General features: G+C 67.7%; 12 protein-coding genes and 2 pseudogenes. 8 read left to right on the top strand and 6 right to left on the bottom strand.

Annotated elements, in window-relative coordinates; genetic code table 11:
• Window positions 1-131: 131 nt before the first annotated feature.
• The 4 genes from LIV37_RS39460 to LIV37_RS39445 form a co-directional block, all read right to left on the bottom strand.
• The gene (locus tag LIV37_RS39460; RefSeq protein ID WP_020872652.1) at window positions 132-1,103 is read right to left on the bottom strand and encodes a carbohydrate ABC transporter permease; all 972 of its coding nucleotides are present in this window, start codon (window positions 1,101-1,103) and stop codon (window positions 132-134) included.
• A gap of 91 nt (window positions 1,104-1,194) precedes the next feature.
• A complete protein-coding gene (locus LIV37_RS39455) occupies window positions 1,195-2,559 on the bottom strand; it encodes an ABC transporter substrate-binding protein (RefSeq protein WP_020872651.1) in 1,365 nt (454 codons plus the stop codon).
• A complete protein-coding gene (locus LIV37_RS39450; protein WP_020872650.1) occupies window positions 2,556-3,524 on the bottom strand; it encodes a sugar phosphate isomerase/epimerase family protein in 969 nt (322 codons plus the stop codon). The genes LIV37_RS39455 and LIV37_RS39450 overlap by 4 nt, the downstream gene beginning before the upstream one ends.
• Window positions 3,521-4,660 (bottom strand): Gfo/Idh/MocA family protein, encoded by a 1,140-nt coding sequence (locus LIV37_RS39445; protein WP_020872649.1) that lies wholly within the window; start codon window positions 4,658-4,660, stop codon window positions 3,521-3,523. The genes LIV37_RS39450 and LIV37_RS39445 overlap by 4 nt, the downstream gene beginning before the upstream one ends.
• A gap of 433 nt (window positions 4,661-5,093) precedes the next feature.
• Between LIV37_RS39445 and LIV37_RS39440 the strand changes: the two genes are divergently transcribed.
• Window positions 5,094-6,278, top strand: a complete 1,185-nt coding sequence (locus LIV37_RS39440) for an ROK family transcriptional regulator (protein WP_020872648.1) — start codon at window positions 5,094-5,096, stop codon at window positions 6,276-6,278.
• Between the two features lie 70 nt (window positions 6,279-6,348).
• On the opposite strand, the gene LIV37_RS39435 is transcribed toward LIV37_RS39440, so the two are convergent.
• Entirely contained in the window at window positions 6,349-6,651 is a 303-nt protein-coding gene (locus tag LIV37_RS39435) for a hypothetical protein (RefSeq protein ID WP_243146085.1), read from the bottom strand.
• 19 nt (window positions 6,652-6,670) lie between these two features.
• Between LIV37_RS39435 and LIV37_RS52710 the strand changes: the two are divergent.
• Window positions 6,671-6,952: pseudogene (locus tag LIV37_RS52710) on the top strand (hypothetical protein); the annotation flags it as partial.
• On the opposite strand, the gene LIV37_RS52195 reads toward LIV37_RS52710, so the two are convergent.
• Window positions 6,893-7,651 (bottom strand): integrase core domain-containing protein, encoded by a 759-nt coding sequence (locus tag LIV37_RS52195; protein ID WP_338060239.1) that lies wholly within the window; start codon window positions 7,649-7,651, stop codon window positions 6,893-6,895. The pseudogene LIV37_RS52710 and the gene LIV37_RS52195 sit on opposite strands and share 60 nt — an antisense overlap.
• A 135-nt stretch (window positions 7,652-7,786) precedes the next feature.
• On the opposite strand from LIV37_RS52195, the gene LIV37_RS39425 reads away from it, so the two are divergent.
• The 6 genes and pseudogenes from LIV37_RS39425 (at window position 7,787) to LIV37_RS39400 (ending at window position 13,118) form a co-directional block, all read left to right on the top strand.
• A complete protein-coding gene (locus LIV37_RS39425) occupies window positions 7,787-7,987 on the top strand; it encodes a hypothetical protein (RefSeq protein ID WP_167525764.1) in 201 nt (66 codons plus the stop codon).
• Between the two features lie 68 nt (window positions 7,988-8,055).
• Window positions 8,056-8,733 (top strand): annotated as a pseudogene (locus LIV37_RS39420) (transposase); the annotation flags it as partial.
• A gap of 201 nt (window positions 8,734-8,934) precedes the next feature.
• The gene (locus LIV37_RS39415) at window positions 8,935-9,585 is read left to right on the top strand and encodes a GntR family transcriptional regulator (RefSeq protein WP_020872646.1); all 651 of its coding nucleotides are present in this window, start codon (window positions 8,935-8,937) and stop codon (window positions 9,583-9,585) included.
• Between the two features lie 157 nt (window positions 9,586-9,742).
• Window positions 9,743-11,044, top strand: a complete 1,302-nt coding sequence (locus LIV37_RS39410) for an MFS transporter (protein ID WP_020872645.1) — start codon at window positions 9,743-9,745, stop codon at window positions 11,042-11,044.
• Entirely contained in the window at window positions 11,041-11,985 is a 945-nt protein-coding gene (locus tag LIV37_RS39405) for a dihydrodipicolinate synthase family protein (protein WP_020872644.1), read from the top strand. Before LIV37_RS39410 ends, LIV37_RS39405 begins: the two co-directional genes overlap by 4 nt.
• Window positions 11,982-13,118 carry a mandelate racemase/muconate lactonizing enzyme family protein gene (locus tag LIV37_RS39400; protein WP_020872643.1) on the top strand — a complete coding sequence of 379 codons (1,137 nt, stop codon included), beginning with the start codon at window positions 11,982-11,984 and terminating at the stop codon, window positions 13,116-13,118. Before LIV37_RS39405 ends, LIV37_RS39400 begins: the two co-directional genes overlap by 4 nt.
• The last annotated feature ends 53 nt before the right edge of the window (window positions 13,119-13,171 follow it).

The following is a 13,171-nucleotide window of genomic DNA, read 5'->3' as shown; positions in this document are numbered from 1 at the left end:
GACCAGATGTATCGGGGAGCGCGACAGGGTGCGCCAGAGTCGGAGCCGGAGTGGAGGATGAGGCGCTGGGCGCGGGGTGTTCGTCGACCGGTGATGTTCGGTGGCGCGGGGTGCGGGCGGGGTGGTGACGCTCATCGGGCGGTCGCCTCCTGCCGGAACTGGCGGATGTTGAGGAACATGATGGGTGAGGAGATGATCAGCAGGATCACCGCGAGGGCGCTGGCGTGGCCGAAGTTCTGGGCGACGAATAGCTCGGCGTAGATGCGGTTGGCCGCGACATCGGTGTCGAACTGGCCGTTGGTCATGACGTAGACGATGTCGAAGACCTTGAGCGCGAAGATGACCTGTGTGGTCAGGGCGACCAGGATGCTGGGCCACAGCGTCGGCAGGGTGACGGAGCGGAAAATCCGCCATTCCCCGGCGCCGTCCAGCCGGGCGGCCTCGATCAGCTCGCCGGGGATGTTCTTCACCCCCGCGGAGAGGATGAGCGCGGTGGTGCCCAGAGTCATCCAGCAGCCGACGAAAATCAGCGCGTAGGTGGCCACCGACGGGTCGGCGACCCACGCGACCGGATCGATGCCGGTGGTGGAGAGCAGGCCGTCGACGGTACCGGTCTGCTGAGCGCCGGGCGGCTGGTACTCGTACATCAGTCGCCAGATCACCCCGGCCGCGGCGAAGGAGATCCCGGCGGGCACGAGCACCAGGGTCCGGATAATCCGCTCGTAGCGCACCTTGTCGCCGAGGAGGGCGACGGCCAGGCCGAGGACGAGGGTCACGGCAGGGATCAGGACGAGCCACAGGGCGTTGTTGCGCAAGGTGGGCAGCAGGGCATCGCCGACCGACCAGGCGTAGTTGGTCAGCCCGGCCCAGCCACTCCCGTCGGCACGGCGCAGGCTCAGCAGGATGGTGTCCGCCATGGGGTAGACCAGGATGGCGCCGCTGAGCAGGCAGGCAGGCACCAGCCAGACCCATGGGCGGACGCGGGCCGCCCGGCGCGGGCGGCGGCCGAGTGCGCGCTCGGCGCTGATGATCAGGACTGCGATGATCGCGGGTACGGCGATCACCGCGAGGGCGATCTGCAGCAACCGGGGAAGCAGACCCATGGCGTTCACCTTCTTCGTGCGGAGCGGTTCTTATGTGCCGCGCGGGGGCGAGTGGAGGGGCCGGGTACTCAACCGGGTGGAGAGAACGGGCTCAGCCGGTCGAGGCGGTGCGTTGGATTCCGGCGAGGATGCCGCGCAGGGAGCCAGGCTTCTGGATGTAGCTGACCACCCCCTTGTCAAAGGCGGTGACGACGGCCGGGTTGCTGTACATGCTGGGTCCCGCGACCAGGTTCTTGCCGGTCAGCATGTGCTGGGACGCCTTCTTCAGCAGCGGGTTGTTGTAGGCGGAGGCGGGGATCTTGGTGTTGGCCTCGGTCCACTGGCCGCTGGCGACCAGCATCGTCTGGGCCGGGGCGGAGGCCCAGTACTTCATCAGCGCGCGGGTCCGGGGATTGTTCTTGAAGGCGTAGGCGACGTGTCCGCTGAACAGTTCGTCGTCGGCGTGGGCCTGGGAGCTGGCGGGGACCGGGAAGAAGTTCAGATCGGTACCGGCCTTCAGGGAAGGTTTCTGGCCGAGGGTGACGCCGCCCGCGTACACGCCCCACAGCATCACCGAGCACGTCGGGGGCGAGGAGACCATGCCGGTGCCGTTGTTGACGACCGACGAGGACAGCACTGTGGTGGGGCCTCCGGCGACCATCTTGTCGTCGGTGGCGACCGCGCCGAACGCCTTCCAGGCCGCGGTGACCTCAGGAGAGGTCCACGACAGTTTGCCGTTAACCCAGTCGCTGAGCTTGGCGCCGCCGTAGTGCTTGAGGAACCAGTTCTCGATCCACTGGGCGCCGGGCCAGCCGCTGCCCGCGCCGGCGTTCTGTGCCATGCACCAGGGGGTCTTGCCCGCCGCCGCCTGCTGCTTGGTGAACTTCTCCAGCTGGTCCCAGGTGGCGGGTGCCTTGGGGCCCTTGTAGGTCTTGGGGTTGTACCAGACCATGAAATTGTCGATCTCGTTGAAGACGCCGTAGGTCTTGCCGTTCACGGTAGTGGCGTCCAGCAGGCTCTTCGGGAAGTTCGACTTCAGGGTGGAGGTGCCGATCAAGCTGTCGAGGTCGACGAGTTTGCCCTGCTTGGCGTACTTGAGCATGGAGCCGAGGTCGGCGGCGTCCACGACATCCGGTGGGTTGCCCGCTTGGACGCGGGTCTGCACGACCGTGGCCAGGTCCTCGTTGCCGGTGTAGTCGACCTGGATGCCGGTGGCGTCGGTGAAGGGCTTGAGAGCGTTCTTGATGAGCTGTCCCTCGGCGCCGCCGTTGATGCCGAGCATGGTGACCTTGCCGCCGATCTTCTTGCCACCGGCGGCGGCGAGGGCTTCCTTGCGGGCTGCGGCGATCTGACTCGCGGACGGCCCCTTGCCGCTGGCGGCGGACCCGGTCGAGGTGTTGCTCGCGCAGGCCGTGGTGGCGAGCAGACAGGAGGTGAGGAGGACGGCGGGCAGGGCGCGGGCAGCGCTGCTTCTCATGAGGTGCTCCCGTACAGAAAGGGAAGAAGGCTGTCCTGGATGTGGGTGCGGGCGGCGGTGAGTTCGGCGACGGGGTCGGGGACGGCGTCGACCTCGAGCAGGACGTCGTCGCGCAGGCCGGTCCGGGACATCAGCGCGGCCCAGGCGGGCCAGTCGACACTGCCCGCGCCGACGCGGCGGAAGTAGTTCTGGTGGTCGTGGTGGAGGTGCTCGTCGATGGGAATGTCGAAGGGGGCGGTGCCGGAGGCGTCCTTCCAGTGGGCGATCGTGATCCGGTCGGTATGCCGTTCCGCGACGGAAGCGGGTTCGCTTCCGGCCATCCGGATGTGGCCGGTGTCCGGGCAGAAGGAGACGTAGAGGGGGTCGGTCGCGAGCATGAACAGGTCGATGTCCCGAGGGGTCCAGAACACCGAGTGCGCCTCGGTGTGCAGAGCCAGCCGCACACCACTGGCGCGCAAGGTGGCGGCGGCGATCTCGTTGAGATGACCGCCGAGTGCCGTGGCGTAGTCGAGGTCGACGAACAGGGGCGGCACCGCGTCGCGAGTAGTGCGCATGGGAAGTCCCGCGACCATGGTGGAGCAGCCCATCGAGGCGAGGAACTCCGCGTACTCCAAGGCCTGTTGGGTGAGGGCGGGCCAGTCGGTGGCCGCCAGGCTCGGCTGGGAGGAGATGTCGACGAAGAATCCGGAGAGCACGCTCAGTCCGCGTACCTCCAGTTCTTTACGGAACCCCTCCGTCGAGCCGAACGCGGCCAGCGCGGTGCGCCAGTCGCCGGGCGGGAAGGTCAGTTCCAGGGCGGACAGTCCGGCCTCAACGGCCGAGTCCAGCAGCCGGGTCCAGAACCATTCCGGCCGCTCGGTGGCGGTAGCGGCGAGTTGACGGTCGTCGGCGACCTGCCAGAACGCCGGGTCGTAAAAGGTGATGAGGTCGGCGCCGAAGCGGGGAGCGGACTGCTGGTCACTCACGGGTGCGTCTCCAAGGTCTTCAGGGCTTCGGCCCCGTAGGTGCCGTCGACCGGCTCGGGGCGTTCGCAGGTGCTGGCCAGCTCTACGGGGGCGCCGGTGCCGGCCGATACGCCGATGGACTCAAGGGCGTCCAGTACGTGGAAGGCCAGGCCAGCGGTGGCGTGGTGCGGGCGGCCGTCGCGCAGGGCGGCGGCCAGGTCGGCGACGCCGATGCCGCGCAGCAGTTGTTCGTCGGTGCCCGGGCGGGCGAGCGGCGGTACGGCGGGCGGGAGTTCGGCCCATTGCGGGTCGCCGTGGCGGCGTAGCAGGACGGGGCCGTCGTAGCCGTTGGGGTCGGGCAGGGAGAGGGTGCCTTCGGTGCCGTAGATCTCGATGAAGGGCAGGTGGTGGTCCCACACGTCGAAGCTCATCATCACTGTGGCCAGCGCGCCGCTCGCGAAGGTGAGCGTGGCGGCGGTGTGGGTCGGCACGGCCACGTCGATCCGGTCGACCAGACGGCCGGGGGCGGTGACAGTGCGTTGCGGGGCGCCGATCCGGCTGGCGCCGTACACCGCCGACACCGGGCCCAGGCAGTTGACGAGCGCGGTGAGATAGTACGGGCCCATGTCCAGGGCGGGTCCGCCGCCGGGCTGGAAGAGGAACGTGGGGTCCGGATGCCAGGTCTCCGCCTGCGAATGCGTCACGAAGGCCGTCGCGCCGACCGGCTCACCGATCGCCCCGGCGTCGATCGCGGCCCGTGCGGTCTGCCCGGCGGAGCCGAGGAAGGTGTCCGGCGCGGCCCCGAGCATCAGCCCCCGCCGGTCGGCCTCGGCCAGTGTGGCGCGGGCGGCGGCCGTGGTGTCGGCCAGGGGCTTCTCCACGTAAAGGTGCTTGCCCGCCGCCAGGGCCTGCTCGCTGACGGCGGCGTGCGCGGTCGGCGGGGTGATGTTCACGACCACCTCCACGTCCGTGCGGCCGAGCAGTCCGTCGACGGTGCAAGCGGCGGCGCCTGTCTCAGCTGCCGCCACGTGGGCGCGGGCGGCGTCGACGTCGGCGACAGCGACCAGTTCCAGCCCTGGGAAGCGGGACATTCCGGTGGCGTACCGGCTGAAGATGTTGCCGCAGCCGATCACACCGACACGGACGGGGACGTGCATCGTGGCTCCTGCCTCAGACGACTCGATGTCTCGGCCGTTGTGGATGTCTCGGAAGTGCGGGCCCTTAGGATCCGTGGATCGGTATTCCCAGGTCCCGGGTAGGGCGCCAAGTGCCGAAGACAGGGAAACCCGCAGGTGAGGGACGACTCTCCGGCGGTCTCGGGAGACCGGGTAACGGTCACTTCCGGCCGGGTGGCGCCGCACCGCAACTATCGCCTCGCTCCCAGCAGGCTGACAAGACAGAACTTTTGCAAGTTGCGGCGAAACTCCCCCGACACATTCCGCCCTTGTCCCGAGCAACAGGTTCAGCATGCGTTGACTGCGGAGTGACAGCTGCCTAGCCTGCCTCCAGGCGCCTCAAAAGGCATCACTCAATGAGGGAGACAGTGGCCAGATGTCAGCAGCTTATGCCGGATCTGGCAAAACAGGTGGAGTGAATGGCGCCGCGTCCACGCATGCCGGACTGCGCGAGCACAGCGAACTGATCACCCACATTGCCACCGGACGCGCCTCATCCAAGACGGAGCTGGCACGGCTGACCGGACTGTCCAGAACCACGATCAGTAAACGACTGGACACACTCACCCGGCGCGGGCTGCTGAGCACCCACCTCGGCGACTCCACCGGTGGCCGTCCCGCCATGGAACTCGGCGTCAACCCGGCCGCGGGAGTCGTCGCAGCCATCGACATCGGCCTCGCGCACTGCCGCGTCGGAGTCCTCGACCTGGGTGTGCACCTCCTCGACGCCGCCTACGTCGACATCACACCCGACGCCGGCCCCGAAGCCGCCATGGACGGCATCCTGGCCGCTCTCGAGGAACTGCTCACCCGCCTCGACCGGCGATGGTCCGACGTCCGGGCGGCCTGCCTCGGAGTACCCGGCCAGGTCGATGCCGAGAAGGCCGTCCCGATCCGGCCCGTGATGCTGCCTGGCTGGGAAGGCTTCCGCCCTCAGGACGCCTTCTCCCGCATGTGCGACGCCCCCGTGCTGGTCGACAACGACGCCAACCTCATGGCACTCGGCGAGTACCGATCCCGGGCCGAGGCGGTGGATCACATGCTCTTCGTCAAGTTCGGCTCCGCCCTCGGCTGCGGCATCATCAGCAACGGCACGGTCCACCGCGGCGCCAACGGCATCGCGGGCGAGATCGCCCACGTACGACTGCGCGGCACCGACTACGGAGACCAGCTCTGCACCGGCTGCGGCAACTCCGGCTGCCTGCGCGCCGTCGTCAACGGCACCGCCATCGCCGCCCAGCTCGCCGCCGAAGGTCTTCCCGTACGGACGAAGAACGACGTCATACGCCTCGCCCAGCAGGGCGAACCCCGTGCCCTGCGCGCGGTGCGCGAGGCAGGCAAACGCCTCGGCGAGGTACTGGCCATCATGGTCTGCTTCCACAACCCCGAACTCATCGTGATCGGCGGAGCCTTCGCCGCCCTCCAGGACGATCTGCTGGCCGGCATCCGCAGCGTCGTCTACGAACGCGCCCTGGCCCAGGCCACCCACCGCATCCGCATCGAGACCACCAGCCTCAACGCCGACCTCGGCCTGCTCGGCGGCGGCCACCACGCCGTCGAACACGCCCTCTCCCCGGCGGGACTCGCCACCTGGCTCTGAGTCGATACCCAGCACCTGCCACATCGATAGCGCTCGTAGCGCATCGCATCAATAATGCACCCGATTTTCCCTAGTGTCCTGAGTCGGCGATTCGTCGGCAGTAGGCGGCCACTTTGTCGATGATCTCGTCGGCGGTCTTGGTCCAGGCGAAGGGCCTGGGGTCCTTGTTCCAGTCGGCTAGCCAGTCTCGGATGTCGCGTTCGAAGGCCTGGACGGAGCGGGGGGCACCGCGCCTGAGCTTCTTTTGCGTCAGCTCGGCGAACCTGCGCTTGCCGAAAATGGCATCCGCCCTGGTGGGAGGCGGTGCGCGTGGTGTACTGGAGGTCGGCTGGCGAAGTCGCCAGAGCAGGCGCTCTCGCGAGGTGGCGCTCACCGCCGCATGATGATCGGCCGTGCTGCTGCGACTGGCTTACCTCGGCGTGGCGAACGCGTTCGCGATGCTTCGCCTGCTGCCGATGTCCGACCGGGACAAGGACGCGGAGATCCTCGCGCTGCGCCACCAGGTCACCGTGTTGGAACGTCAACTCGGCAAGGAAAGGGTCCGGTTCGCGCCGAGCGATCGGGCTTTCCTGGCGGTGCTGCTGCACCGGTTGCCACTGCACGTCCTGCGAAGATTACGGCTGCTTGTACGCCCTGGCACGGTGCTGCGTTGGCACCGCACCCTCGTCGCGCGCCTGAAGGGTGTCAATATTCCGATCAGGCTGCTGAGCTGGGTGTCTCCTGCGGAAGGTAAGGCGGCCGGGGTGGCGTCGGGTGTCTCGTCCGGCGTTGTAGTGCTCGGCGTACTGGTCGAGGACCGTCCTCAGGTGTCGTTCACCGGTGATGAGGAGTCGGTCGGTGCACTCGGCCCGGGCGGTGCGTATCCATCGTTCCGCGTAGGCGTTGGACCGCGGGCTTTGTGGCGGAGTCGGGATGACGGCTGTGCCGTTGCCGGCGAAGACGGCGTCGAATGCGGCGGTGAACTTGCTGTCCCGGTCCCGGATGAGGAACCGGAAGCGCCCCGCTCTGTCGTCGAGGTGCATGAGCAGGTTGCGGGCGAGTTGGGTGACCCATGCGCCGGTCGGGTGGCCGGTGACGCCCAGAACATGGACGCGCAGGGTGGCGATCTCTATGACGAAGAAGACATAGAGACGCCTGAGGAAGACGGTCTCCACATGCATGAAGTCACAGGCGAGCAGCGTGTGGGCCTGGGAGCGCAGAAAGGAACGCCAGGTCTCCTGGGAGGCGCGCTGCGGTGCGGGTGGTAGACCGAGGCGGCGCAGGACGCGCCGGATTGTGGCGGCTGCGGCCCGATGCCCGAGCCGTCGCAGCTCACCTTGGATCCTGACGTACCCCCAGGTCGGGTTCTCTCGCGCCAAGCGCTGGATGAGCACGACCGTCTCTTCCGGCAACGGTGGCCGACCGGGTCCGACCGCCGTCTGGCGCCACTTCCAGCGCACCAAACGCCGGTGCCAGGTCAGCAGCGTGCCCGGGGTGACCAGCCGATGGCGACGTAAGACGGAGGGGAGGTGCCGCGAAAGAGCGGAGAGCGCGGCACGATCAGCCCACGAAAACCGCGGCCGCTCGACCTGCCGGCGAAGCACAGCGACCTCATGACGAAGCACGAGGATCTCAGCATTGTTCGCGGCGGCCGACCGGCCCAGCAAGAGCAAGCAGCCCAGCAGTCGACGGAAGATCAAGTAGAGCAGTCGCAGACCCACAATCATTGATCAAGCCCACACGCAGGCAATCGCAAAGCCCCAGGTCAACCACCGTACGGTAATAAAGACACCCTTCAGGGAGCGGCCTGCTCGACTGCTCCCGCCGGCTGGGCCTGGCCTCGAACACCGTCAAACGCTACGCCCGGATGCCCGAACCCACGGCCCTGCGCATCGCCCCCACCTACCGGCCCACCCTCGTCGACCCCTACCGCGAACACCTGCGTGCCCGCCGCATGGCCGATCCCGCCATCCCCGTCACTCACCTGCTGCGGGAGATAAGGGAGTTGGGCTACCTCGGCAGTGCCAATCTGCTGGTCCGCTATCTCAACCAAGGCCGCGCCGAAGGCGACCGCCCCGTGACCGCCCCGCGCCATGCCAGCCGCCTGCTGCTCACCGATCCCCAACATCTGCGGCCGAAGGAGACCGCCCTGCTGGAGAAGATCACCGCGGCTTGCCCGGAAATGACCGACCTTGCAGCTCTCGTGGGCAGCTTCGCCTCCCTGCTCACACCCGCCGCGGGCCACGATCACCAGCTCACCGAGTGGATCGCTACCGCACGCGCTGCCGCCCTGCCCCACCTGCACGGTTTCGCCAATGGCCTCGAACTCGACCGGCCAGCCGTGAACGCCGGCCTCACCCTGCCTTTCCACAACGGCCGCACCGAAGGTGTCAACACCCGGACCAAACGGATCATGAGGCAGATGCACGGACGCGCCGGATTCGACCTCCTCCGCCACCGCATCCTGCTCAGCTGACAGGCACCCACCGTCACCACCGACTACGTGACAGACCCGTTCTTTGAAAGACCCCAACTAAGGATGCGGTTACCGGCACCCATCACCTCCGCCCCTCCGGTGCGGAGGTGGTGCACTTCGGCCAGATGGCTTGTCATGAGCGGTAATCAGTTCTACAGTCTCACATCGTATATGACATATGGTGTACCACAGGAGCCGCCGATGCCGCCCACCAGTCCCGGCGAGTTGCCCTCGCGGACCGCCCACGTGCTGGAGATCATCAAGGCGGCGATTCTCAACGGTCGGTTCAAGCCGGGGAGCCCGCTGGTGGAGAACGAGCTCGCCGGCGAGTTCAAGGTCTCCAAGACGCCGGTGCGTGAGGCGCTGAAGACACTGGAGAGCACAGGGCTCGTCGTCATCCGCCCGTACGCGGGAGCGACCGTGCGCCGGCTGAGCGGTAAGGATGCGATCGCGATCTACGACATGCGCCTGCTACTGGAGCCGGAGGCGGTGCGACGCAGTATCCAGGCGGGTGCGGATTTCTCCGCCGCCAAGCAGTCGCTGGACTGTGCGGCACTCGCGGCGGATGCCTCCGAGCGCAGCACGGCGAACCGGGACTTCCACCGCGGCCTGTATGCCGACTGCGGGAACCCGTTGCTGGTCCACACACTCGACGGCCTGCGGGACCAGACCGCTCTCGTTTCGGCGTCGTCGTGGTCCCGTATCGCGTCCTGGGAGCAGGAAGCCCAGGAGCACGCCGACATCCTGGAGCGGGCGGTGGACGGCGATCCAGATGGCGCGGCGGGACTTGTCCACCGCCACATCCAAGGCTTCATCGACCGTCAGATCAGAAGGGATTCACCTGCGCGATAACAACGAGGTGCGGCCCGCTTTCCGCCAAGATCCCAGGCCGCACCCCGGAAAAACGCTCTTTTGAGCGTCACGTCACCCCTCAGGAGCAACGATGCTTCATTCTAGCGTGACCCCATCCACGACAGCCGGGAGTACGCCTGCTGATCGGCGCAGCCGCATGCGCTGGACGATAGTCGGCCTTTCGGCCCTGGGGCTTTCGATCGCCTACCTGGACCGCGCCGCGCTAAGCGTGGCGATGCCGTTCATGGCGGACGATTTCAAGATCAGCCCTGCGGTTGAGGGCGTCCTCCTCTCCGCCTTCTTCTGGACCTACGCGCTGTTCCAGATTCCGTCCGGTTGGCTGCTCGACCGGTTCGGCCCCCGTGTGATCTATCCGATCGCGGTCGGATGGTGGTCGATCTGGACGACAGCGACAACACTCGCCACCGGCGTCGGCTCGGTCATCGCGTTCCGTCTAGGCCTCGGTATCGGTGAAGCGCCGGTACAGCCAGCGAACGTCAAGGTTGTCTCGCAGTGGTTTCCACGCAAAGAGCGCGCGTTCGCGTCGAGCCTGTTCGACATGGGCCAGCAGATCGGTACGGCGCTTTCTGTTCCCATCGTGACGGCACTGACTCTCGCCGCCGGATGGCGCATGTCCTTCGTAGTCATCGGTCTCGCGGGACTGCTGTGGATCGTGGGATGGGTCACGGTCTATCGCCCCCCGGAGAAGCATCCGAGGGTTTCCGCCACGGAACTGGCGCACATTCGCTCCGACAAAGGCGACATGGTGGCCACAGAGGCCACTGACGCCACGGTGTCATGGCGGCCGCTGCTCCGCGATAACCAGGTCTGGGCGCTGACCACCGGGTACGTCTTCCGCTCGCTTGCTGGAACGTTCTTCCTCACCTGGTATCCCAGCTACCTGCTCGATGACCGCGGATTCACCGAGGCGGAGTTCGGCATGGTGGGGGCGATTCCGCCGATCATCGCGATCGGATCCACCGTGCTCGGCGGAATCGTATCGGACCGGATGCTGGCGGCCGGGCGGTCGCCAGGCGCCGCCCGGAAGGTCCCGATCGTCGCCGGACTCGGCCTGAGCGCCTGCATCGGATGCGCGCCGTTCATCGAGAGCAACCTGGTGCTGATGATCGTGCTCACCGTCAGCAGCGCGGCCCACTCCTTCGCCGGCGCGGCGATCCTCAGCCTCCCGGCGGAGGTCGCGCCCTCTCCACAGAGCGTGGGTACCGTCGCCGGCTTCCAGAATTTCGGCTCCCAGATCGGAAGCCTGATCAGTCCCATCGCCATCGGCCTGTTCCTCACCTCCAGCAACGGCTCTTACGTCGGACCGCTGCTGGGGGCGGCCACGAGCTGTCTGGTGAGCGCCTCGATCTACCTGTTCTGGGTGCGCGTCAAGCCGATCGCCGCACCTGACGACGGACTGGCGACGCCCGCCGCACCCGATGAAAGGACCACCTCGTGAACGGCTCCGTCAACCACACGGGCCTGGCCGAACGCCTCAGCACCGTCGTCGGAATTCCCGTAGTTCCCTACGACGCCGACGGGAAGATCGACCATGATCTGACTGTGGCGCTCGCCGCCCGCCTGATCGGCAACGGCGTGTCCGCGCTCACCGTCAACGGGAACACCGGGGAGTTCTACGCCCTCTCCCCTGAGGAGCGCCGTGCCGTGCTGGCGAGCGTCATCTCGGCCCGTGACGCCACTACGACGATCATCGCCGGCGTGGGGCTCGACGTGCACACCGCTGTCTCCGACGCCTGCTTCGCACGCGACCTCGGTGCGGACGCCATCATGATCCACCAGCCGGTGGTGCCGTATCTGGCCGCCGACGGCTGGGTCGAGTACAACGCGGCCATCGCCGCTGCCGTCCCCGACCTCGGAGTCCTGCCCTACCTCACCAACCCCGTCGTCTCCGGCGCCCACATCGCACGCCTGACCGAACGCGCGCCCAACGTGGTCGGGCTGAAGTACTCGGTAGCCGACCCCGTCACGTTCACCACAGCCAAGACGCAGGCAGGCGACGAACTACTGTGGCTCGCGGGCCTCGCGGAGTCCTACGCGCCCGCCTATTGGCAGGCCGGTGCCCGCGGCTTCACCTCGGGCCTGGTCAACCTCGCCCCCGCCCTGTGCCTGGAGATGCTCTCGGCACTCCGAAAGAGCGACTACGCCGCCGCGTCCCGGGTGTGGCAGCGGATCAGGCACTTCGAGGAGCTGCGGGCCAGGGACGGCTCGGCGAACAACGTCTCCGTGGTCAAGGAGGCGATGCACCAACTCGGCCTGTGCCGACGCGAGGTCCGTCCGCCAAGCCATCCGCTGCCCGCCACGCTCGCGCGGGAGGTGGCCAAGGCGATCCAGCCGTGGCGCTCCCTTGTGCCCCAACTCGGCAGGGAGCGCGTGGCATGAGGATCAACGCGCTCCACACCTACCTGCAGCGGGTGGGGGACCGCCCCCGCGTACTGGTGAAGATCACCACTGACTCCGGTGTCGAGGGCTGGTCGGAGGTGTACAACCACGGCCCCGACCTCGCGTATCCGCCCCTGCTCGACTACCTCTTCGAGCAGATCAGAGGCATGGATGCTCGGCGTCCCAGCCACATCAACCAGTTTCTGCTCCAGTCTTCCCGCTTCCCGCAGGGGGCACTCGGGCTCGCCGCGATCGCCGCGATCGACCTCGCGCTGTGGGACATCGCGGCGAAGGCGCTTGGGGTACCGGTCTACCAATTGCTCGGCGGCGCCGTCCGTGACCGGGTACGCGTGTACGCAGGGCTGTACACAGCCCCCGACCTCGCCGAACTCCGGAACACCACCTCGGAGCTGCACCAACGCTTCGGCTTCACCGCCTTCAAGCTCAGCCCCTATCGAAGCGACCTGCACCGCACCCGGTTCGGGCGGGTGGCGCGGGAGCTCGGCAGCTACTTTGGCGAGGTCCGCGACGCACACCCCGCGGACTGGGAGTTCGCGTTCGACGCACATGCCTGCCTCTGGCAGCCCCGGCAAGCCGTCGAGCTGGGCGCGGCCCTGGCACCGAACGAGCCACTGTTTCTGGAGGAGCCGCTGCGGCCGGAGCACATCCCAGCCTGGTCACGCATCCGCAGCGAGCTAGCCGTACCGCTGGCCACGGGAGAGTCGCTGTACTCCCCGCACGAGTTCCTTTCGCTGCTGAGCTCGGGGGGCACCGACATCGTGCAGCCCGACATCTGCGTCGTCGGCGGGCTGACGCAGATGCTGAAGATCGCGGCCATCGCCGACGCGCACTACGTCCCCGTGGCGCCACACAACCCGCTGGGGCCGCTGGCGACCGCGGCGAATGTGCACTTCGCGGCGGCCACGACCAACTTCGGCATCCTGGAGTACAAACCCGACACCGTCTCATGGTGCCCGGACCCCTACGCCCCCGCCGACGGATACCTAGACCTTCGCCCGGAACGTCCCGGTTGGGGTATTGAGATCGACGAGGCAGCGCTGAGGACGGACGACTGGGTTTCCTGGAAACGGAGTGTGCCCGTGCGCCCCGACGGTTCGACCGCATGGATGTAAGCAGGTGGCTCCGCGCACGAAAGCGGGAGAGGGCAGGAAGGGCAACGGGGAGC

The organism is Streptomyces rapamycinicus NRRL 5491 (assembly GCF_024298965.1).
GTDB lineage: Bacteria > Actinomycetota > Actinomycetes > Streptomycetales > Streptomycetaceae > Streptomyces > Streptomyces rapamycinicus.
The sequence above is the reverse complement of the archived record's forward strand: the minus strand, read 5'-3'. Positions and strand labels throughout refer to the sequence as shown.